General features: G+C 69.8%; 13 protein-coding genes and 1 pseudogene. 9 read left to right on the top strand and 5 right to left on the bottom strand.

Annotated elements, in window-relative coordinates; genetic code table 11:
* Nucleotides 1–12: 12 nt before the first annotated feature.
* From AC1DZ6_RS03165 to AC1DZ6_RS03130, 8 genes are read left to right on the top strand one after another with little or no spacing between them, the layout of a single operon-like run.
* Nucleotides 13–7,275, top strand: coding sequence for a hypothetical protein (locus AC1DZ6_RS03165; RefSeq protein ID WP_477095742.1), 7,263 nt, complete (start codon nucleotides 13–15; stop codon nucleotides 7,273–7,275).
* Nucleotides 7,276–7,290: 15 nt separating this feature from the next.
* Nucleotides 7,291–8,103 carry a collagen-like domain-containing protein gene (locus tag AC1DZ6_RS03160; RefSeq protein WP_477095741.1) on the top strand — a complete coding sequence of 271 codons (813 nt, stop codon included), beginning with the start codon at nucleotides 7,291–7,293 and terminating at the stop codon, nucleotides 8,101–8,103.
* A 28-nt stretch (nucleotides 8,104–8,131) separates the two neighbouring features.
* The gene (locus AC1DZ6_RS03155) at nucleotides 8,132–8,878 is read left to right on the top strand and encodes a hypothetical protein (protein WP_477095740.1); all 747 of its coding nucleotides are present in this window, start codon (nucleotides 8,132–8,134) and stop codon (nucleotides 8,876–8,878) included.
* 27 nt (nucleotides 8,879–8,905) lie between these two features.
* Nucleotides 8,906–10,102, top strand: a complete 1,197-nt coding sequence (locus AC1DZ6_RS03150) for a glycosyltransferase (protein WP_477095739.1) — start codon at nucleotides 8,906–8,908, stop codon at nucleotides 10,100–10,102.
* The gene (locus tag AC1DZ6_RS03145) at nucleotides 10,066–11,364 is read left to right on the top strand and encodes a glycosyltransferase family A protein (protein ID WP_477095738.1); all 1,299 of its coding nucleotides are present in this window, start codon (nucleotides 10,066–10,068) and stop codon (nucleotides 11,362–11,364) included. Before AC1DZ6_RS03150 ends, AC1DZ6_RS03145 begins: the two co-directional genes overlap by 37 nt.
* A 6-nt stretch (nucleotides 11,365–11,370) precedes the next feature.
* Complete coding sequence (locus tag AC1DZ6_RS03140) at nucleotides 11,371–13,086, top strand: glycosyltransferase (protein WP_477095737.1); 1,716 nt, start codon at nucleotides 11,371–11,373, stop codon at nucleotides 13,084–13,086.
* A gap of 8 nt (nucleotides 13,087–13,094) precedes the next feature.
* A complete protein-coding gene (locus AC1DZ6_RS03135; protein ID WP_477095736.1) occupies nucleotides 13,095–13,772 on the top strand; it encodes a glycosyltransferase family 32 protein in 678 nt (225 codons plus the stop codon).
* A gap of 52 nt (nucleotides 13,773–13,824) precedes the next feature.
* Nucleotides 13,825–14,493: an FkbM family methyltransferase gene (locus AC1DZ6_RS03130; RefSeq protein ID WP_477095735.1), complete on the top strand. Its 669-nt coding sequence runs from the start codon at nucleotides 13,825–13,827 to the stop codon at nucleotides 14,491–14,493.
* A 6-nt stretch (nucleotides 14,494–14,499) separates the two neighbouring features.
* Here AC1DZ6_RS03130 and AC1DZ6_RS03125 read toward each other — a convergent pair whose 3' ends face one another.
* The 3 genes from AC1DZ6_RS03125 to AC1DZ6_RS03115 form a co-directional block, all read right to left on the bottom strand.
* Entirely contained in the window at nucleotides 14,500–15,144 is a 645-nt protein-coding gene (locus AC1DZ6_RS03125) for an RBBP9/YdeN family alpha/beta hydrolase (RefSeq protein WP_477095743.1), read from the bottom strand.
* 51 nt (nucleotides 15,145–15,195) lie between these two features.
* Complete coding sequence (locus AC1DZ6_RS03120) at nucleotides 15,196–16,539, bottom strand: LLM class flavin-dependent oxidoreductase (RefSeq protein WP_477095734.1); 1,344 nt, start codon at nucleotides 16,537–16,539, stop codon at nucleotides 15,196–15,198.
* Nucleotides 16,540–16,852: 313 nt separating this feature from the next.
* Entirely contained in the window at nucleotides 16,853–18,070 is a 1,218-nt protein-coding gene (locus tag AC1DZ6_RS03115) for a dipeptidase (protein ID WP_477095733.1), read from the bottom strand.
* Between the two features lie 268 nt (nucleotides 18,071–18,338).
* Here AC1DZ6_RS03115 and AC1DZ6_RS03110 point away from each other — a divergent pair, with 268 nt between their 5' ends.
* The gene (locus AC1DZ6_RS03110) at nucleotides 18,339–19,511 is read left to right on the top strand and encodes an MFS transporter (RefSeq protein ID WP_477095732.1); all 1,173 of its coding nucleotides are present in this window, start codon (nucleotides 18,339–18,341) and stop codon (nucleotides 19,509–19,511) included.
* Between the two features lie 209 nt (nucleotides 19,512–19,720).
* Here AC1DZ6_RS03110 and AC1DZ6_RS03105 read toward each other — a convergent pair.
* Together AC1DZ6_RS03105 and AC1DZ6_RS03100 are read right to left on the bottom strand one after the other, a co-directional pair.
* Nucleotides 19,721–20,833, bottom strand: a pseudogene (locus AC1DZ6_RS03105) (sigma-54-dependent transcriptional regulator); the annotation flags it as partial.
* The coding region (locus AC1DZ6_RS03100; protein ID WP_477095731.1) for a sensor histidine kinase at nucleotides 20,834–21,635 on the bottom strand (802 nt) is incomplete at its 5' end. It abuts the pseudogene before it with no gap.

Raw genomic sequence — 21,635 nt, 5'->3', positions numbered from 1 at the left:
ACCCTGGCCCAGGTGGCGCAGCGCTATAACCTGACGATGGACGAACTGGCCGACGCGTTGGCCAAGGACGTCGGCATCTTCCAGCCGCCCGGCGCGACCGCCGGCCCGATGATGACCATCCCCGATGTCGCCAGCCGCGACATCGGGGAACTGACCCAGGACCTGATCAGGTTCGGGCGGACCAATCGCATCGGGGCGATGGTGTCGCGCTTCCTGATGAACGGGCTGCGCGTCGCCCGGCCCACCGGCCACAAGGCCGGCTTCGGTTCGACCGAGGAGACCAAGCTGTGGGGTCTCTACGAGATGATCGGCCAGCAGGTGCCCGCCCCGGCGTCGCTGACCGCGAGCTACGAGGTGACCTTCGCCAAGGGCGCCACCGCCGACTGGATCCAGTTCGCGCGCACGCCGGTCGCCGGGCAGGCCGCCGGCCCGGCCTCTCCCGGCACGAGCGAGGCGCTGGCTTCGCTGGTCCTTGGCCTGACGGGCGGCTATTTCGCCGAGGCCGCGCCCAGCCCCACCTTCTCGCCGCAGATCCTGCGCGGTCCCTCCGCCGCGCGGCTGTATGACGAGACGCCGGTCCATTACGGGCTGCAGAAGTCGCTGCACTGGCAGGCCTCCGCGCCGGTGGCCATGCCGGGACCGACCGGACCGACCGCCCCGATCGCCGGCGAACCGACGATCTGGCCGTTCCCCGACGCGCTGAACGCCCAGGTCGCGGGCGAGCTGCAAGCGCGTGGCCCGACCGCTCAGACCCGACCCTACGAACTGGCGGGCGCGCGTCCCGGCGCGGCGCCCAGGGCGCTGCAGCGCTATGCCTGGGGCAGCGCGACGCCCTTCAGGATCCGTCGCCAGGGTTCGGGCGGGCAGGGGGCTGGGACCAGCTACCTAGTGCTCGGCGCCGACGAGAACGGACGCGACACGCTGTTGCAGGCCTGGATGCACCTGGCCGTCGCGGAGCAGCCCAGCGACACGCTCTCGCTGCTCTTCGCGCCCGATCCGACCAGCGGCAACCCGCAAGGCCTGGCCTCGGCCAAGATCGCCGCCGATCAGACGCTGCTGCTCAAGGCCAATCTCTCGACCGTCACCCACAGCGGGGTGCAACTGGCCGCTGCCGCCGGCGGCGTGGCGCTGGACTATGTCGCGCCGCTGTCCGCGCCGGGCGCCTTCCTGAAGCTGCTGTGGGAGGCCAGCATCACGGCCTCGGGCGGCTACTACCTGAACTACGCGACCGTCGACGGCGCCGGCCTGCCCGACAGCCTGTTCGCCAATGGGGATGAGGCCGAGCTCTGGGTGGTGTTGATGCTGGGCGCCCAGTCCGCGCCCCGGCCCACGCGCGGCCTGCGCTCGTTCAACAACTGCGCGGTGGTCGGCGAGAACGTGATCAGCACCGGAGCTGACCTCTGGGCCCAGCTGAATCCCGACCATGCGACGCCGGCTGACCTGGTGCGCGTCGCCAACGTTCCGGCCGGCAGCGTGGCGTTCGAGTTGACCCGCCGCGATCCGACGCCGGGCATGTCCGGCGCGTCGGGACCGTTGAATCCTCAACAGCAGAGCGACCTGACGCGAAGTCTCTACAGCCTGCTGGGCTACGCGGTCGCCGGGAACGCCTATTTCGCCGACAGCAACGAGGCCGTGCCGATCCCGCCGGTCCCGCCCGGTCCCACGGCCACCGGCGTCTGGACCTATCGCCAGACCGCGCCGGTCAGCAATGTCGGCCTGGCGAATGCGACGCCGAGTTCGGTCGCGCTGCCTGACGCCGCCGCCAATCCGTATCGCGGGATCACCGGGCCGCGCGGCGTCGCGGGACCGTCCAGCCAGGCGACGCTGCGCTTCCAGTTCCACGACGTGTTCGGCAACCAGACGGTTTCGCAGGAGCCGATCGCGCCGCTGAACGCGACGCTGGGCTACACCGATCCACTGATCGGGGTCGGGTCATGGCCGGGCGCGGCCTTCGACTTCGCGTTCCGCCCGGGGGCGGGCGGACCCGAGCTGGACACGATGCTGTCGTTCCAGACCGACCGCTACATCGCCGGCTCGGGCCTGTCCTTCACCCAGGCGTCGCAAAGCGCCCTGGCCGACGGCGAACGCTACCGGCAGATCTTCTACCAGGTCCAGCAGACCGACGTCGGGTTCGCGCTGTCCAGCAACCTGGGCGACGTCAGGCTGGCGGGCGACGCGCTCAAGGCGCCGATGACGGCGTTCGTGACCAAGGCCAAGCTGTTCACCGACGCGGCGGGCAAGCTCAGCCCTGTCAGCGACGAGACGGTGGCGGGGCAAACCCTGGCCGCCTTCGCCTTGGCGCACTCGACCACGCTGGACGCCTTGGCCTCGGCCAATGCGACAGTGGACGCCAAGAGCCTGTTCAGTGGGCCCGTGGTCATGCCGCGCGTGGTCGGCGCGGCCGCGCTCAGCAGCCTGCGCCAGCTCGTCATCGGCCAGAACGCCAGCGGCGAGGCGATCACCTGCGCGCCCAACCTCGGGGCGCCGCGTGGACCGCGCGGCGTGCGTGGGCTGAGGGCCTCGGCGCGCGGGACTGAAGCGACGGCGCGCGGGGCGCCGGTCGCCGCGTCGTCGCCGCTCACCGTCCAGGAGCTGGCCGCCAACAATCTCGACATTGCGCTGCAACCCGGGCTGGTCCTGCGCACGAAGTCGCGCACGTCGAAGCTGGCCGGCGGCCTACCGGCCGCCCAACGCAGCCTCAACGCCGTGGCCGCCGCCCTGAGCAGTCCAGTCTACAGCCTGGTGCGCAATCCGGACTTCGGTCCCTCCGACCCCACCGCGGATCCGACGATCCAGGTCGGGATCCTGGTCGACAATCTGGTCGAGACGATTCTGACGGCCGGCGTGCCCCTGGACATGACGGTGCAGGGCCAGACCTTCACCGTCACCACCGGCCCAGGCCTCGACACCCTCGAAAAGCTGTTCAACGCGTTCCAGGCCTTGGTCACGGGCCATGCCCTGCCCATCAAGCTGGGCGAGTTCGCCGCCGCGATCGCCGCCACCGCCGACCTCGTCGCCGACCAGGCCACGATCAAGCACGCCGCGTTCACCGTGCCGGATCCGGCTTCGACCGGCGGCGCGGCGGGGCAGCCGCGCTTCGCGCTGGCCGACCTGCCGACGGCCGTGGGCCCGATCGCCGATCTGGCGACCATGAACCAAGCCACGCTCGGCTTCTTCGCCACGGGGGCGCCCCTGTTCATCAACTTCACCTGCCGCGATCCGCAGGACAGCGACACCCTGGCGGGCCTGGCCGAGCTGTCGCAGGTCAGCCAGACGGTGTGGGCGCGGTACAACGCCGGGGCCGTGCTCAACGGCCTGGTCAAGCTCGAGATCCCGATGCTGACCCATTGGGACGCCGCCGACCAGGCGCTGGCCTATGCCGGCTATGCGCCTGACGGTCAGTCCAGCCTGTCGAGCGTCGGCGCGCTGTTCGGCCTGGGCGCCACGGGGGCGGCGGCGATCGCCGAGATCAATCGCCAGATCCCCGGCATCTTCGCCGACGACGCGGTCGTGGCGGGCGCCACGGCGCGGCCGATGGACAGCCTTCAGTCGCTGTGGTCGGGGATGACCCAGCGCTATCCGACCTTCGACGGCTTTGTGTCCGCCATCGCCGGTCAGACCGGCATCTATCGCCAGAACGGCGTGATCGCGGCGCCGCTGCCCAAGATCCCCGGACCCCAGAGCCCTGCCTGGAACGACCTGGCCAAGGCCTTCGGCGTCGGCGAAGAGGGGGCCGTCAGCGGCGCCCGGCGTCTGGCCGGGGTCAATCAGTCGCTCAAGGGCTTCCTGCGCACCGGAGCCACGATCCTCCCGCCCGCCGGCGCGACGGGGCTGAAGCCCGTCACGGTCGGCGCCTTCGACACGATCTCGACGGTGTTCCAGGGCTTCAGCGCCGCCTTCGCCGCGGCCTATCCGGGGGCGACCATCACGCTGGACGGCCTGATCGCGGCCAACGCCGCCACGCCGGACATCAACACGGTGGGCGACGCGTTCCTGCTGCCGCCCGGCGCCACGCCGCTGTCGTCGCCCTTCGCGCCCGTCATCCCGCCGCGCGGCGCCACGTCGCCGCAAGAGCGGTTCATCTTCCCGTGCCATGTCGACGTTCAGGTCAGCCGCGACACGGGTCTGGTGCCGCCCGACTTCCAGGGCGCCACCGGGGTGTTCCAGGCCAGCAGTCCGCTGGTCGCCCGAGGGGTGGCCGAGGGATCGGACACCCTCCAGCTCGACGCCTTCGCCGAGGCCTTCGAAGCCGCCTTCGTGGATCAGAAGCTCAAGGCCGCCGTCAGCAAGCGCCACGGCATCGCCGCCGACGCCAGCGACCGAGCGCATGTCTGGGCCGTCAATTTCGGTCCGACCGGCGTCAGCAACTTCGGCGTCAAGGCCAACGAGCCGCAGTTCTACGCCCTGGCGCCGCTGTCGACGGAGTCGTTGTCCGGCACGGTCGTGGTCCGCGACTACGTCTCGGGGCTGGGGCTGGGCGCGACGGCCAGCCGGCGTTTCGAGGAGGTCGATCTCGACGGCTGGATGCAGCAGCTGCTCAACGCCGTCGACGTCTATCTGACGCCCGCCTACGCCGTGCCGTCGGCCTGGCAGACAGCCGGAGGGCCGAGCCAGTTCTCAGATGTCGTGTCGGCCCGGGTCTCCGGACCGGTCGGCTTCGCCAATGCGGGCGTCGTCTCCGGCGACGCGAGCCTGGCGCCGGAGCCGGGCTTCCCGGCCGCCGCCGCCTCGCCCACGGCCAGCCAGGGCGCGCGCGATTTCAACGCGATCGTCGGGGCCAAGGCGGACCTGGCCCAGGGCCTGCGCGGCAATGTCGCCAGCATCCTGGACGTGGCGGGCGCGACCTTCGGTCCCTGGATCGAAGCGGCGCGCGAGACCTTGCACCAACAGATGCTGACGACGCTGTCGACCGCCTATTCGGTGGACGCGATCATCCAATATCCGGTCGGCGTCACCGGCAACTTCTCCGGCCACGACAAGCTGCTGCCGCCGCGGGTCTCGGGCAAGGTCGTGCCGCAGTCGCCGACGGTTCCGACCGGTGCGCCGACGATCGAGGCGATCAGCGCCCACGCCAAGGTCTCCGCGGCCTTCTACGCGGCGCAACTCCTCGACTCGCGCGGCGTCTGGAAGACCGGGGCCAGCGTCGACTATCCCGCCAGCGGCAAACCGCCCTACACGGTCGCGCCGACCGACACCCTGCGATCGATCGCCGCCTATTTCGGCGTGTCCACCGATCCGGCGACCCCGGACTATTGGGCCAAGTGGCGGGCGTTCATCCGTCCGCCGGGCGGGATCGGCGCGCAACCGCTGTTGAACGGCGGCGCCGCCCTGCCGATCGTCGTCGCCAACCGCACCGTCAATTCAGGCGACTCGATGAGCCTGATGGCCGGGTTCTTCGGCGTCGACGTCGGCACCTTGGCCGAAGCGGTCGGCGAGTATCCGGGGATCTTCCTGTCCTCGTACGTGGTCGTGCTGGACGGCAAGAAGGCCCCCGCCACGCCGCAGTCGTCGCTAGACGAGGTCGCGACCGCGCTCGGCGTGACGGTGCGGACGCTGGTCGAGCGCGCGACGATCGAAAATCTGCCGGCAGGCCCCAACACGCTCCGCAACGCGGCGGTTCTGGCCACGGGCAAGTCGTTCAGCTTTGTCTTCCTCTCGCCGGACCTGACGCTGTCGACCGCCAAGGTGTCGCTGGCGCCGGAAGCGGGCCAGCCGCCGCATCTGACCTTCCTGATGCACGTCGATCACGAGGCGCGGTACAAGAAGCTGTTCCTGAACCTGAAGTACGTGATCAACGAGATCGAGTACGACATTCGCGACGTCGAGCAGGCCGGCGACTACCGCCCGTCCTCGTGGCTCAGTTTCATCCTGCCGATCGGATCCGGGCGCGGGTTCGACCAGGGCGTCGACACCGACATCGGTCAGGTCCAGGCGCCGTTGCCGCTGCGCAGCTACCCGACACCGCCGCTGCTGGTGGGGCAGTCGGCGGCGGTCAGCAACCCACAGGCCGACACGATCCCCAAGGCCCGCCAGTGGGACTATCGCTTCGACTTCGAGACCCGCAACGCCGACCAGGACACCAACCACGTCGAGCTGGCGTTCAATCGCACGCCGCCGTCCGGCGGGGGCCTGGCGATCTCGGACCCGACCAAGGCCCGGCTGCTGCGCGCCCTGGCCCAGTTCGTCACGGTGTGGCCCGAGCTCAAGCAGGATCTGGCCCAACTGACCGGCTTGCCCTACGCGACGCAGAACAAGACGGCCGCCGTGGCGGTGTCCACCCTGCGGACCCTGGCGAAGACCGTCGCTGAAGCGTTCGACGGCTTCGGCGACGCCATGGGCCAGCAGTGGCCGGCCGAGACCTACGCCTATCGTCTGCTGACCGGGATCGATCCCAATGCGCAGACGCTGCGGGACGTCACCTTCGTGCCAGAGGTCCCGCTGGGCATGTCGGCGATGGGACCGACGCTGTGGCCCGACAGCGTGTTCCTGAAGAGCCCGACGGCCCCCACCGGCCCAGGGCCCGACTCCGGTTTCGTCGAGCTGGTCCAGGCCGGAGCCGGCTACTATCTCTACCCGCCGGGGCTCTCGGCCGATCAGCGCACGACCTTGCGCCTGCTGTATCGCGACCGCGACATCATCCGGAACAAGAACGTCTGGAGCGGCGTCTATGTCGCCCGGAACGAGAACCTGATCGCCAACGGCCCGCTAGGCCCGAAGGGCATGACCGGGGCGGTGGCGACGCGGCCGGAGTTCATCTACCGCACGCCCATGGTGCGCTTCGTCGACGCCCTGACGCCGTTCGTCGCCAACAGCAGCGTGATCGACGTCAACGGCCTGACCGGCCCCGTGCCGCCCGCGCCAAAGCGTCCGCTTTCCGGCCACCTGACCAACATGATCGACGCGGTGCTGGAGCTGCAGCCCTGGTCGCCGGTGTTCGCCGAAAGCATCCTCCAGCTTCTGGTCAGCTACAGCTTCGCCCTGGCGGGCGATGGTTCCGGCCCGGACTCGCTGGTGGCGACCGTGCCGATCCGTCTGGTGCCGATCCGGACCATCACGCGAGCCTCCCGTGACGCCTTGGTGGCCGAGCTCGCGGCCGATGTGAAGCAATGGCGCGACGCCAACCAGCCTTCGGGCGCGGCCGCCTATCTCAGCTTCGACGCCAGCGTCTTCACCGAAACGCCGGCGCCCAGCGGAGACGGCTCGGTCCAGAAGCCGATCCTCCGCCTCGACACCCTCGTATTGCCGATCGACGCGATCGATTGGACCAAAACCTGATGGGAGAAACGACCCGTGGCCGACAAGAAGCATGAAAAAGGCGACGCCCCGCTGAACTGGGACTACCTGGTGGTCAACAGTCTGACCGGCCATGTCGGCCCCACCGGCGCACGCGGCCCGACGGGTCCAGCCGGTCCGACAGGACCTGGCGGCCCGACCGGCGCGCGGGGACCGACGGGCCACACAGGGTCCACTGGTCCGTCGGGACACGGCCCGCCCGGTCCTCCCGGACCGACGGGCGGTCGTGGCCCCACGGGCTTCCCCGGGCCCACGGGCGCTCCTGGCGCGACGGGACGTACGGGTCACGACGGCGCGACCGGCGGGCGCGGTCCGACGGGCGGTCCTGGCGCCCCCGGCGCGACGGGCTCCCCCGGTGCGACGGGTCGGACAGGCCACGACGGCGTCACCGGCGCGCGCGGTCCGACAGGCGATCGTGGTCACACGGGTTTCCCGGGCGCGACAGGACCAAGGGGAGCCACCGGTGTCGGCCAGCCAGGCGCGCCCGGTTCGCCCGGCGCGACGGGCGTTCGCGGTCCCACGGGCTTCGATGGCGGGCCGGGTCCCAGGGGACCGACCGGCGTCGGCTCGCCGGGCGCTCCCGGTTCGCCGGGCGCGACGGGCACGCGCGGCGCCACGGGGGCCCCCGGGGCGACGGGACCGCAGGGCGCCACGGGACAGCGCGGTCCGACCGGCCCGACCGGCTATCCGCCCCAAGCCTATCTGGTGGATCAGCTGTTGGCGGCGGTGCGCGGTCCGACGGGGAACACCCGCGATCTGATCGCGACGCTCAGCTACTACATCACCGGCACCGGCCCGGTGAGGCGTTGAAACCCGACGCGGATCGAAGGGAAGGGCGATGCCAAGCTTGATCAGGACGGGCGCTTCGTCGCTGTACCAGCCGGACGGCGCGGGGCCAAAGAACCGGCTGGCCTTTCTGGCCGCCGGGACGGCGCCGTCGCTCCCGCTCGACGATTGCTGGGCGAAGACTGGATCTCCCAAGGAGCCGGGCTATTTCGTGCTGCTCGACCGGGCGGCCGACGCGACCTCGGCCGCGGCGATCGAGACCTTCCTGCGCACTGACCCCAACGGACCGAAACTGCCCCCGGCGCCGGCCGCCAATGGGCTGGTGTGGCTGGTCCAGGGGACGGGCGGTCCGCCGAAGATTCTGGCGACCAGCCTGACCATCCTTAGCAAGGACGCCGCGCCCTCGGTGGCGGCCAACACGATCATCGTCAACCTCCCGGGATTGCCCGTCCTGGGGTTCGGCGAGGGCGCGCCGATCGCCATGGTCGAGGACCCGGTCACCGGGACTCTGGTCGGGCTGACCGTCCTGTCGCGCCCGGTCGAGCGATCGGGGCAGCAGCCCCCCAGCTTCCCCTGCGTCGGTCCGGGCGTGCGCATCGACCTGTCGTTGGCCCGCGCGGGCCAGCTGAACTTCGCCGGCCTGATCGACGCCCCGGGGGGCGGGAATGTGAGGGATCTGGTCGGCGTGCTGATGGATCCGCTGCATCCGCTGAACTCAACCCAAACCTACACTGGACAGCGGTATGCACTCGTTCAGGATGCGACCGGCGTACATCTTCGCGGAGTGGTTTCAGCGTAAATGGTCAAGGCCACGATTTGTCTCAACATGATCGTCAAGAACGAAGCGCCGGTCATCCGCCGGTGCCTCGACACCGTGCGGCCGTTCATCGACCACTGGGTCATCGTCGACACCGGATCGACGGACGGCACGCAGGACATCATTCGCGAGCATCTGAAGGATATTCCGGGTGAGCTGATCGAGCGTCCCTGGGTCGATTTCGCGCACAACCGCTCCGAGGCTCTCGTGGCGGCGCGGGAAAAGGCCGACTACGTCCTGGTCATCGACGCCGACGAGACGCTGGAGGCGGATCCGGGCTTCGCGATGCCGGCGCTCGACCAGGATTCCTACAATCTCGAAGTCCGCTTCGGCGGCTGCATCTATCTGCGCAAGGCGATCGTCCGCAACCGCCTGCCTTGGCGCTACGAGGGGGTGCTGCACGAATATATCTGCTGCGACGCGCCCCACAGCGAAGGCTTCGTGTCCGGGCTGCGGACCATCCCCCATCCGGACGGGGCGCGGGCGCGCGATCCCAACACCTATCGGCACGACGCGCTGATCCTGGAGCGGGCGCTGATCAGCGATCCAGGCAATGCGCGCAACGTGTTCTACCTGGCCCAGAGCTATCGAGACGCCGGCGACAACGAACTGGCGGTGCGGCACTACAAGCGTCGCGTCGAGATGGGCGGTTGGCCCGAAGAGGTCTGGTACTCGCTGTACCAGTTGGCGATCCTTCACGAGCGGATGCAGAAGCCCTGGCCGGAGGTGCTGGAAGCCTATCTCGCCGCCTTCGAATACCATCCGGACCGCGCGGGGCCGTTGTACCGGATCGGCATGCACTACCAATCCAAGGGCGAATACCGGACGTCGCACCTGTTCTTCGCCAAGGCGATGCAACTGCCGATGCCGAACGCCGAGCGGCTGTTCGTCGAGACGATGGTCTACCAGTACCTGCTGCCGATCGAATACGCGGTCGCCTGCTTCTATGTCGGCGATCACCATGCCGCCATCGCCACCAACGACGCGCTGCTGCAGAGCAAGGACCTGCCGGTCGCGATGGTCGACCAGGTCACCAAGAACCGTCGCTTCAGCCTGGACGTGCTGTTTCCGGCGCCCCCGCCAGAGCCCGCCGCGTCGTCGTCGCGCGTCCAGGTCTATGCGCCCGTTCCTCGGCCCGCAGTAGGGCCGACGACGTCATCGAAAGCCTGGTGCGGCAGCAGGACGTCGACGTCGCCTTCCACCTGATCGGCCCCGCCAAGACGCCGCTGCGGCTGCCCGAGGATCCGCGCTTCAGCCACGACGCGGCCGCCAAGGACTTCGACGCCGCCGTGCGGACCCATGCCGCCGGCCTGGCCGATGACGCGGTCATCGTCGTGCTGCCGCTCGACCACAAGCTGGCCACCCGCGACGCCGTGGCGCGCTGGATCGCGCCGCTGCAAGACCCGGGATGCAGCCTGGCGCACGGCCAGTATCGTCACGCCGACGGCTTGATCGGTACGGCGACCCCGGCCCTGGACGCCGCCAGCCAGGACCGGCTGGCTGGCGAACCCGCCCAGCGGGCGCTGGCGTTCCGGCGCGGGCTGATCGATCAGGCCGCCGCCACGCCCGACCTGATCCGAGGGTTGCTGGTCGCCGCCGGGGACGCCGGCGTCCGCTTCATCGACAGCCCGCTGACCATCAAGCTGGCCGCGCCGCCGCGGCCAGTGGAATCCCTCCAGGACCTCGCGCCCGGACTGCCGAAGATCAGCTGCCTGATGGTGACCTATGATCGCCTGGGGCTGGCCAAGCGCTCGATGGATTGCTTCGCGGCCCAGACCTATCCGAACCGCGAGCTGGTCATCGTCACCAACGGCGCGCGCAGCTATACCGAGGCCCTGCGCGCCCATGCCGATCTGCTGGGGATCGACGCGCGTTTCGTGCATCTGGACGACCCGGACCTGACGCTCGGCCGCCTTCGCAACCTGTCGATCGACCACGCCGGCGGCGAGATCCTCTGCCAGTGGGACGACGACGACTGCAATCATCCCGAACGCCTGATGCGCCAGGCCGAGCACATGTTCCGGGAGGACGCCCGCGCCTGTCTGATGACCGACCACCTGCAGTTCCTGCAGGACGACGGAGTCGTGGTCTGGGTGGACTGGACGCTGGGCGGCCGCCAGCGGGTGGATCAATTGCTGCCCGGCACGGTGATGATGCACCGCGACGACCGTTTCCGTTATCCCGAGGCGGGCGAATACGCCTCGCGCGGCGAGGACACCATGTTCCTCAACGACCTCTACGCGACCGTGCCGGTCGCTTCACTGGTCGGGCACGGCTACCTGTATCTCTACACCTATCATGGGCGGAACACCTTCTCGAAGGAGCACCACCACCATCTCAGCACCTACAGCCGCACCGCGCAGGACATGCGCAACGAGGCCGAGACCATCCGCGAGGCGCTGTCGCACTATCCGATCGAGAAGCCGTTGATGGTCGGCGGCCGCGACGGCCCTTCGTTCATCCTCTGACCACGGATGTTTCCACGGATCACCCACCAGACCGCCGCCACGACCCGGCTGACGCCAGAGCAGGCTGGGCTGAGGGAGCGGCTGGTCGCCTTCAATCCGGGGTGGGAGCACCGGTTCTACACCGACACCGATTGCCGGGACCTGATCCGCCGTCATCTGCCGGTGCTGCTGCCGGTCTATGACGCCTATCCCACGGCGATTCAGCGAGCCGACATGTTCCGGGTCGTCGCCGTCTATGTCTCCGGCGGGGTCTATCTCGACCTCGACGTCGAGTTGCTGGCCCCGCTCGACCCGCTCCTCGACCAGACCTGCGTCTTGGCGGAGGAAAAGACCCTGAGCGTGGCCGAGGCGCAGGCGCTGGGCCATGCCGAGACCTTGCGGATCGCCAACTACATGTTCGGCGCAGCGCCCCGTCATCCGTTCTGGCTGGATGTGCTGGAGGCGATGGTCGAGCGCGCCGACCGCCCGGTTTGCGCCGACAACGACATTCTCGAGAGTACGGGGCCGGGCCTGTTCAGCAGCGTGTTCGGGCAGGTCGGCGCGGCCTATCCCGATCTGGTCGTCCTGGCGCATTCAGGCCTGCCGTGCCCGCGCTGCGCCGGGCCGTCGTGTCATTTCGGCCCCTTGGCGCGCCATCTGCATCACGGATCCTGGCGGCTGAGCCAACCGCCGCCCGCCCAGCCTCGTTCTCAAGGCCGCGTCACCTTCAAGCCGACGGCGGATGTGCTGCGGCGCCATAGCCGGCTGGTGAGCGACGCGGTGGTGCTGGAATGCTATGCCGGCGAGGCGATGGACGGCCTGTCCAGCGTCCAGGCCCTGACCAATCCGCTGGGACCCGTCGTCGCCGACAGTCGGCCGCTGTCGGGTGCGAAGGTGATCGTCCCGGGCATTCCGTTCCTCCACGAGGACCGTCTGTCGGCGGACAATCGCAACATCGCCTACACGACCTTCGAAACCTCCATCCTGCCGAGCCATTGGGTTCAGTCGCTGAACCGCGCCTACCACCACGTCGTCGTGCCGCATGAGCGGGTCGGGGAGGTGTTCCGCGACTCCGGCGTGACCATCCCCATCTCGGTGGTGGGCCAGTCGTTCCGGCGGTTGCCCAAGGTCGACGCGGCGTCGCGCGGTTCAGCCCAGCGGGTGGGCTTCCTCGGCGTTCCAGTGGCGCGCAAGAATCTCGAAGGCCTCTATCGGGCGTGCCAACTTCTCAAGCCGCGCTGGCCTGGGCTCCAACTCGCCGTTCATGTCTCCATCTGGTACGACTGGCTGGATCGCGGCCCCTGGCGGGCGGTTCGCGCCGATCCGATGGTGGACTGGACCGAGGGGCCGCTCGACGAGGCGGGGCTCGCGCGCTGGTTCGCCGGACTGTCGTGCTACGCCTATCCGTCGCGGGCCGAGGGCTGGTCTTTCACGCCGCGCGAAAGCCTCTATCTGGGGCTGCCCACCGTGGTGTCGGATATCGCGATCCACCGCGAACTGGCCGGGTCCGGCTTTTGCCACGTGGTCCCCAGCCGGGGCGCCCAGCCCGCGCGGTACGAAAGCGGGTGCTTCGGCGACTGGGACGAGATCGATCCCGACGACATCGCCGTCACGCTGGAGCAGATCCTAAGCGACCCCGTGGCGGCCGAGCGCCGGGCGGCGGAGGGCGCGCGTTGGATCGAGACGCAGTGGATCGAGACCGACGCCCAGGCCGCGCTGGCCAAAGTGGTCGCCGCCCTATGATCCCGCGCGTGATCCACCAGACCTGGCGTGACGCCGATCTGCCGCCGGCCTTCGTTCGCCTGGCGCAGACCTGGCGTGCGCTGAATCCCGGATGGGCGTGGCGGCTCTGGACCGACGCCGACAATCGCGACTTCGTCGCGCGGGAGTATCCCGGACTTCTGGCGCTCTACGACGCCTATCCCATTCCCATCCAGCGCGTGGATGCAGTGCGCTACCTGATCCTGCAGCGGCACGGCGGCCTGTTCGTCGATCTGGATTTCGAGGCCTTGCGCCCGATCGAGCCCTTTCTGGAGGCCGACGCGGTCTTCGGCCGCGAACCCGACGAGAATTGCCGCGCGCACGGCAAGGCTCGGATCGTCAGCAACGCCTTCATGGCCTGCGCCGCCGAGCACCCCTTGCTGGACGCTGTCGTCGCGGCGCTGCCCGGCGCGATGCAAGGCGCGGTCGACCAAGGCCTGGAGCGCAACGCGGCGATCCTGGAGAGCACCGGCCCGTTCCTCCTGACCCGATGTCTGGACGCCTATGACGGCGGGGCCAGCGTCGCGGTGCTGCCGGCGCAGACGCTCTACCCGCTGGGCATTTCCGAGATCGAGCAACTGCGCGAGCAAGGCTGGAGCCCGTCGCTGCGGGCGCGGCTGAACGGGGCCTGCGCGGTCCACTATCACGCCGGCACCTGGTGGCGATGATGGACCGAGCCGGCTTGTAAAATCCTCATGCGAAGAGATGGACCCTAGACCCATGAGCAGCTTTCACATCGGCGGCGTCGACCTGCACCTGCTGGACTCACCGGGGTCGAACACGCTGCAAATCGTCGCCGAAGAGATGAGTCACGACGACTACGGCTTCAGTCGCATCGCGTTTCACCCCGGCGACGTGGTTGTCGATGTCGGGGCGCATGTCGGGATCGTGTCGATCTGGCTGGCGCGCCGCCACCCGCAGATCACGGTGGTCGCGATCGAACCGGAGCCGACGAACCTGGCGTATCTGCGGGCCAATGTCGCCGCCAACCAGGCGGACAACGTGATCGTCATCCCCAAGGCGGTGACGGCCGACGGCCGGAGCGTCCTGATCGCGCGCCCGCCGATCAACACCGGCGGGGCGGGGCTCTACTATGACCAGGTCGAGGGCTACGCGACCAGCCATGTCGACTCCGAGACGCTGGACGCCATCTTCGCCGAACACGTGCCTGGGCGCTGCCGGCTGCTGAAGATCGATTGCGAAGGCGCCGAACACGAAATCCTGCCAGCCACCCAGGTGCTGTCGCGCGTCGACTGGTTGGCCGGCGAGTTCCACATCAATTCGCGCCTGACCGCTCAGGGCCTCAGCAACGACGCGCTGGTCCAGCACGTCGCCCATTACGTCAACCGCGACAATATCGCGGTCAAATGCATAGCGATGGGGGAGTGACGGGCGCTACGGCTTCAGCGCCAGGCTGACCGGCCTCTTGTTAGCCTCCGGGCTCGCCGTCCGCGCGCTGGAGGCGATATCGTTGATCAGGCCGCGCAGCAGGCGGCGTCCGGTGGGCCAATGGCCGTGGCCTGACTCGACATTGATGTGGCCGGCGCGGCCCAGGTCCACGAACCGCGCGCCCCAGCCCTGGGCGAAGGCGCGGGCCTGGTCCATCCCGACATAGGGATCGTCACGACTGGCGACGACGAGGGTGGGAAACGGCAGGCGTTGGCGGGGCAGGGGCGAGAAGCCTTCCAGCAAACGCCCCGCCGGGCCCTGTCGGTTGACGTCGGCGGGGGCGACCAGCATGGCGGCGGCCACGCCCCGTCCGCCGCTGATCGCGGCCAGGTGGGCGACCACGGCGCAGCCGAGGCTGTGAGCGATCAGGATCGCGCCGGGCCGGCGGCGCACGGCCTCCACCAGGCCGGCGGTCCATTCGCCCAGGGTCGGGCGCTCCCAGTCCGATTGCTCCACGCGTTCGGCGGTCGGCAGGGCCCTCTGCCAGTGGCTCTGCCAGTGATCCGGGCCCGAGTTGAACAGCCCCGGCACGATCAGGAACGGCGGATCGCGCCGGTCGGGGGCCGTCGCGCGGGGCGCCGACCCGGCCACGGCCGCCGGTCTTGTGATCTCCAGATCCGATCGGTCCGTGGCCTGCACGCGCTACTCCGCCGCGATCTTGTCCGACGCCTTGGCCCAGCGGTGCTCGGGAACCGGCAGCCCCAGATGTCCGCGCAGGGTGTCGTGCTCGTACTCGGTGCGGAACAGGCCCTTGGCCTGCAGCAGCGGCACCACCTTCTCGCGGAACAGCGCGAACTCGCGCGGACCCGTGACGTGCAGGATGAAGCCGTCCACGGCGCGACCGACGAACCAGCGCTCGATCTCGTCGGCGACGGTCTGCGGCGAGCCGACGAAGTTGGCCTTCCAGCGGCCGAAGCGCTCGGCGGCCTGGCGCACCGTCAGGTTCTGGGCCTGGGCGGCGCGGACGATCTTCTCGGCATGACCCTTGTAACTGTTGAGGCTGAGGTTGCTGACGTCCGGGAACGGGCCGTCCAGCGGATATTGCTTGAAGTCGTGATAGCCGAAGGCCCGGCCCAGCTCGACCAGCAGCTTGTCGATCTCGCGGCTGCCGGCCTGGGCCTCGGCCAGGGCCTGGGCTTCCTCATCGGTGTCGGCGATGATCGGGGAAATGCCCGGCAGGACGCTGATGTGATCGGGGTCGCGGCCCAGGGCGGCGGCCCGGGCCTTCAGGTCGGCATAGTATTCTACCGCGTCCTCGAAGGTGTCGACGCCGGCGAACACCCCTTCGGCGATGCTGGCGCCCAGATCACGGCCCGGCCCGCTGACCCCGGCCTGGAAGATCACCGGCTGGCCCTGCGGGGAACGGCTGAGGGCCAGCGGCCCGGCCACCGAGAAGTGCTTGCCCTTGTGATTCAGCGCATGCTGCTTGGTCTTGTCGAGGAACACGCCGGTCGCCTTGTCGCGCGGGAAGGCGTCATCCTCGTAGCTGTCCCACAGCCCTTGAACCACCTGGACGAACTCGCCAGCCCGCTCATAGCGCTCGCCGTGCTCGAAGTGCGCGTCGCGGCCGTAGTTCTTCGAGGCGCCCTCCAGGCCCGTGGTCACCACGTTCCAGCCGGCGCGCCCCTTGCTGATGTGGTCCAGCGAACCGAACTGGCGGGCCACGTTGTAGGGCTCCCAGTAGGAGGTCGTCAGGGTGCCGACCAGGCCGATCTTTGTGGTCGAGACCGCCACCGCCGACAACAGGGTCAGCGGCTCCAAGCGGTTGAGGAAGTGCGGCGCGGTGTCGGGCGTGATGAACGGGCTGTCGACGATGAACACCAGGTCGAACTTGGCGGCCTCGGCCAGCCTGGCGTTCTCGATGTACCAGCCTATGTCAATCGATGCGTCGCCGGGCAGGGCGGGATCGCGCCAGCGGCCGTGATCGGTGCCGACACCGGCCAGGATGGCGCCGAGTTTCAGTTGGCGGGTGGTTTGCTGCGTCATGTCGGAACCCTTGAATTGGATCCTGACGCTACGGTTCGCGCGCGGCGACGAATAACGAGCAGTGCTCAACCGAATGTTTCGCCGGGTTCAAGGCCTTCGAAAAAGCCCCATGAAATCAGCGGCGTTTCGCTTTTCTCCAAGCGATCCGAGGAAAAGTCGGCTCGGGCGATCCGCAGGCGCGCAAACGAAAATGAGGCGGCCCCTCCATGCAAGGGACCGCCTCGGCGCCGTCTCGGGAAAGGGGAGCGATCCCTGCCGGCGCGTTCGAAGACCTGGCTAGGAGCCCAGGCCTATTTTGGCGAGGCTGTGACCCCTACCGCCGGGCCTTGGTCTCCACCGCCTTGAACACCCGCAGGTAGTTGCCGCCCCACAGCTTGTCGATGTCGGCCTCGCTGTAGCCGCGCGCGACCAGTTCGGCGGTGACCCCCGCGGCCTCGCCTTCGTTTGACCAGCCGACGACGCCGCCGCCGTGGTTGAAGTCCGACGACAGGCCCACATGATCGACGCCGATCCGCTTGACCGCGTAGTCGACCGAGTCGACCAGGTCCTTCACCGTGGCCTTGGGCAGCAGGGCGCTGACGGCGTGGCTGTAGTCGGCGCGCTTGTCGGGCGGCAGGGTCTCGCTCCCGTCCGAGGTCTTCACATAGGCGGCGGGCAGGCCGAACTGGACGCGGATCGGCGCGACCTTGGCGGCGAAGTCCGGGCCGGGCTTGACCAGATAGGGGCCGAAGGCGACGACCTGAACGACGCCGCCGTTGGCCTTGATCGCATCCAGCTCGGCGTCCGACAGGTTGCGCGGCGCGTCGACCACGCCCTGGACGCCCGAGTGGCTGGCGACCACGGGGGCCCGCGTCAGCGCCAGCACCTGCTTCAGTCCGTCGGGCGTCAGCTGCGAGACGTCGATGATGACGCCCAGATCGTTGAGCTTGGCCACCGCCGCCTTGCCCAGCGGCGACAGGCCGCCCCATTCCACCTTGGGGCCGGCGGCGCTGGGGCGCGAGGAGTCGGCATAGGCGTTGTTGCCCGCGTGGACGAAGCCGAAACTGCGGACGCCGGCGCGATAATAGGCGTCGATCGGGTCGAGGCTTTCGCCGAACGGATAGGCGTTGAGGAAGCCGACGATGATCGCCCGCTTGCCGGCCTTGGCGGCGGCCGCGACGTCGGCGGCTGAAAGGGCCAGGACCGCGCGGTCGGGATAGCGCTGCGGGATGGCGGTGATGGCGGCCAGCTTGGCGTCGGCGTCGGTTCGCGCTCTGGCGACGCCCTCGGGCGTGCGCGGCCCTTGGACCACGAACACCGCCAGCACCGCGGCGTCGACCTGACCGCGTTCCAGCTTGGGCAGATCGACCTGGCCGTCGCCGTCGACGTCGAAGGCGTGAGGCCCCACGCCCAGGTCCTGGGGCACGTCCGCGTGGCTGTCCAGCACCAAGGCGCGGGCGTGGATGGCCGCGACGGGCTCGGCGGCTTGGACCGCGCCGGCGATCGACAAGGTGATCGTCGCGGCGGCGGCGAGGAGGAGAGACTTGGTCATGGAGCGCCTGTCACTGGGACGCGGCCGAGACGGCGCGCCGGGCGGCGACCTTAGGAAGGCCCGGTCAAGCTCCACAAATTGCGATCTCTGAACCCTGGCTTGAGCCGCGCTGCTGACTGGCGGCGCGCGCGAGTCGCCACCCAGAAATGCTGTGGGCGGGCCGGGTAAATTTGCGCGCGCCGGGCCGGGCGCCCCGCCCGCCGAACGCCTATTTCCGCAACCCACACTGTTGCTTCATACCGCCCGATCGGGCCGCCCGGAGATCGCCATGGATGGCTCGACAATCGCCCAGCCCGCGCAGCACGCTTCCAGCCCGATCGGAGACCCCGAGGCGCCGGCGGCCTGGACGGCGATCGGAGCGCTGGCCTTGGGCGTCTTCGCCCTGGTGACCTCCGAATTCCTGCCGGCCAGCGTGCTGACTCCCCTGGCGGCCGATCTCGGCGTCAGCGTCGGCGCGGCCGGCCAGGCCGTCACCGCCACGGCCGTGGTGGGCGCGATCGCCGCGCCGCTGACGCCGGTGCTGACAGGACGCCTCGACCGGCGCCTGGTGTTGCTGGCCCTGATGGCGCTGCTGTGCGCCTCGAACCTGCTGACCGTCTTCGCCGACAACCTGCCCACCCTGCTGGTCGCCCGGGTCCTGCTGGGCGCCAGCCTGGGCGGCTTCTGGTCGATGGCGGCGGCCCTGGCCATGCGGCTGGTTCCGGCCAAGGCGCTGCCGCGCGCCATGTCGATCGTGTTCACGGGCGTCTCGGTGGCGACGGTCTCGGCCGCGCCGGTCGGAGCCTATGTCAGCGACACCCTGGGCTGGCGCGCGGCCTTCGTGATCGCCGGCGTGGTCGGGGCTCTGGCGCTGCTGGCCCAGGCGCTGACCCTGCCGCGCCTGGCGCCGACCGCTCCGCCGCGACTGCGCGGACTGCTGGAGGTGGCGCGCCGGCCCAGCGTCGCGGTGGCGCTGCTTGGCGTGCTGCTGGTGATCTCCGGCCATTTCGCGGGCTTCACCTATGTGCGGCCGGTGCTGGAGCAGGTGACGGGGCTGGAGGTCGGGGCGATCTCGCTGGTGCTGCTGGCCTTCGGCGTGGCCGGCTTCTTCGGCAATTTCGCGGGCGCTTTCCTGGCCGAGCGCGATCCGCGGCTGGCGGTGCTGGGCGGGGCGAGCCTGATCGCCGTTTCGGCGCTGGCCATCGTCTTCCTGGGCGCCTGGCCGCCCGTCGTCGCCGTGGCCCTGACGGTCTGGGGCTTCGCCTTCGCCATGCTGCCGGTCGGCTTCCAGTCCTGGGCCACCTCGGAAGCCGCCGACCAGGCCGAACTGGCGGGCGGGCTTCTGACCTCCACCTTCCAGGTGGCGATCGCCATGGGCGCGGTGTTCGGCGGCGTCCTGGTGGACGGTCTGGGCGCGGTCAGCGCCGCGGGTCTGCTTGGGCGGGTCGACTTGTCGCGGTAGCGGGCAAGGTCCAGGCCGTGACGCTCGACCTTGTCGTAGAAGGTCTTGCGCGGAACCTTGAGGACCTCGAGGACCGAACGCACATCGCCCCCGCAGGCGGCCAGCGCCTCTTCGATCAGGTGGGCCTCGTAGGCGGCGATCCGTTCCGGCAGGGCCGGCGGCGGCTCCGCCGGGACCCCGGTCGTCGCGGTCAGGCCCAGGGCGACGCGCTGGGCGTAGTGGCGCAACTCGCGGACATTGCCGGGCCAGTCATCGTCGAGCAGCCGCCGGCGGACGGCGTCGTCGATGGCCAGCGGCGGGGCGTCCAGCCGCTCGCGGGCCCGGGCCAGGAAGTGGGCGAACAGCAGCGGCACGTCCTCGCGGCGCTCCCGCAGCGGCGGTATGCGGATCCGGACGACGTCCAGCCGATGGTACAGATCCTGGCGGAACGCGCCCCGGGTGACGGCGTCGATCAGGGCGGGCTTGGCGGCGGCGATCACCCGAATATCCAGCGTATGGACCCGGTTGGAGCCGATCGGCACGATCTCGCGCTCCTCGAGCACGCGCAGGAACTTGCCCTGGGCCTCGGGCGCCAGGGTCTCGATCTCGTCCAGGAACAGCGTGCCTCGGTCGGCCTGCTGGATCCGTCCGATCCGCTGACGAACGGCGCCGTTGAACGCGCCCAGCTCGTGGCCGAACAGTTCGCTGTCCAGGGTGGCGGCGGGCAGGGCGGCGCAGTCGACGGCGACGAACTCGCGGTCGCGCCGCCGACCCCAATTGTGCAGGGCGCGCGCGGCCAGCTCCTTGCCCACGCCCGTCTCGCCCTCCAGCAGCACGTCGACGTCGGCGTTGGCCAACTGGCGCAGGGTCGAGCGCAAGCGCTCCATGACCTGGGTCTGGCCGATCAGCGGCCAGTCGGAATGGGCCGCCTCGGCCGCGGCGCGCAGGTGGCGGTTCTCGAGCACCAGGCGACGCTTGTCGAGCGCGCGGCGGACGCTGCTGACCAGGTGGTCGGGCGCATAGGGCTTGGCCACGAAGTCGTAGACGCCGTCGTGCATCGCCTCGACGGCCTCGGCCACGTCGGCGTGGCCGGTGATCAGGATCACCGGCAGATCGGGATCGGCCTCGCGAAGCCGCCGAAACAGCTGTCGCCCGTCCATGTTGGGCATGCGGATGTCGCTGACCACCACGCCGGGATAGTCCTCGCCGATCGCCTTCAGGGCGGCCTCGGCCGAGGCGAAGGCCTGCACGTCCAGCCCCGCCAGCTGCAGCGTCTGGACGTTGGCGCCCCGCAGGTCGTCGTCGTCGTCGATGAAGGCCACCTGAGTGACGGAAACCGGCATCTAACGCCCCTTGGACAAGGTTATGACGAACCGGGCGCCCGCCGTGGCGACAGGGTCCAGGGACAGTTCGCCGCCGAACTCGGCGACGATGTCGCGACTGATCACCAGGCCCAGGCCCAGGCCTCGCGACTTGGTGGTGGCGAACGGCGTGAACAGCGTCTTGGCCGCCTGGGGCGCGACGCCGGGGCCGTTGTCGGCGATCACGATGCGAACCTGGGCGCGCCGCGCCGTGACCTGGATGACGATCTCGGGATCTGCCGACTCCTCCAGCGCCTCCAGCGCGTTCTGCAGCAGGTTGACCAGCACCTGCTCCAGCCGGAAGCGCTCGGCCATGACCTTGGCGTCCTCGTCGGTCTCGTGGCGAACGACGCGGACGCCCTGTTGTCGTATCCTGGGACCCACCAGAAGCAGCGCGCCCTCCACCGCCTCGCGCACCGTCAGCAGGGCCGGCGGAGCGCTGGTCTTGCGGGCGAAGGCGCGCAGTTCGTCGGTGATCAGGCCGATGCGGTCGGTCAGGCCGGAGATCAGGTTCAGATTGCCCCGCGCGGTCGAGACGTCCGAGCGATCCAGGAACACGGCGGCGTTGTCGGCATAGGCGCGGATGGCGGCGACGGGCTGGTTGATCTCGTGGGCGACGCCCGCCGCGATCTGGCCCAGGGTGGCCAGCTTGTTGGACTGCACCAGTTCGTCCTGCATCAGGTGGACGTGGGCTTCGGCGCGCCGCCGCTCCTCCATCTCGACGGTCAGGCGGCGGTTAGTGGTGCGCAGCTCGGCGGTGCGGTCCTCGACGCGGGTCTCCAGC

This window comes from Caulobacter sp. P1_B12_2 (assembly GCF_056406675.1).
The sequence above is the reverse complement of the archived record's forward strand: the minus strand, read 5'-3'. Positions and strand labels throughout refer to the sequence as shown.

What these genes read in the sequence shown, in the direction of transcription:
- AC1DZ6_RS03155 (WP_477095740.1), top strand. Translation starts at nt 8,132, where the DNA reads ATGCCAAGCTTGATCAGGACGGGCGCTTCGTCGCTGTACCAGCCGGAC.
- AC1DZ6_RS03150 (WP_477095739.1), top strand. Translation starts at nt 8,906, where the DNA reads ATGATCGTCAAGAACGAAGCGCCGGTCATCCGCCGGTGCCTCGACACC.
- AC1DZ6_RS03140 (WP_477095737.1), top strand. Translation starts at nt 11,371, where the DNA reads ATGTTTCCACGGATCACCCACCAGACCGCCGCCACGACCCGGCTGACG.
- AC1DZ6_RS03130 (WP_477095735.1), top strand. Translation starts at nt 13,825, where the DNA reads ATGAGCAGCTTTCACATCGGCGGCGTCGACCTGCACCTGCTGGACTCA.
- AC1DZ6_RS03120 (WP_477095734.1), bottom strand. Translation starts at nt 16,539, where the DNA reads ATGACGCAGCAAACCACCCGCCAACTGAAACTCGGCGCCATCCTGGCC.
- AC1DZ6_RS03115 (WP_477095733.1), bottom strand. Translation starts at nt 18,070, where the DNA reads ATGACCAAGTCTCTCCTCCTCGCCGCCGCCGCGACGATCACCTTGTCG.
- AC1DZ6_RS03110 (WP_477095732.1), top strand. Translation starts at nt 18,339, where the DNA reads ATGGATGGCTCGACAATCGCCCAGCCCGCGCAGCACGCTTCCAGCCCG.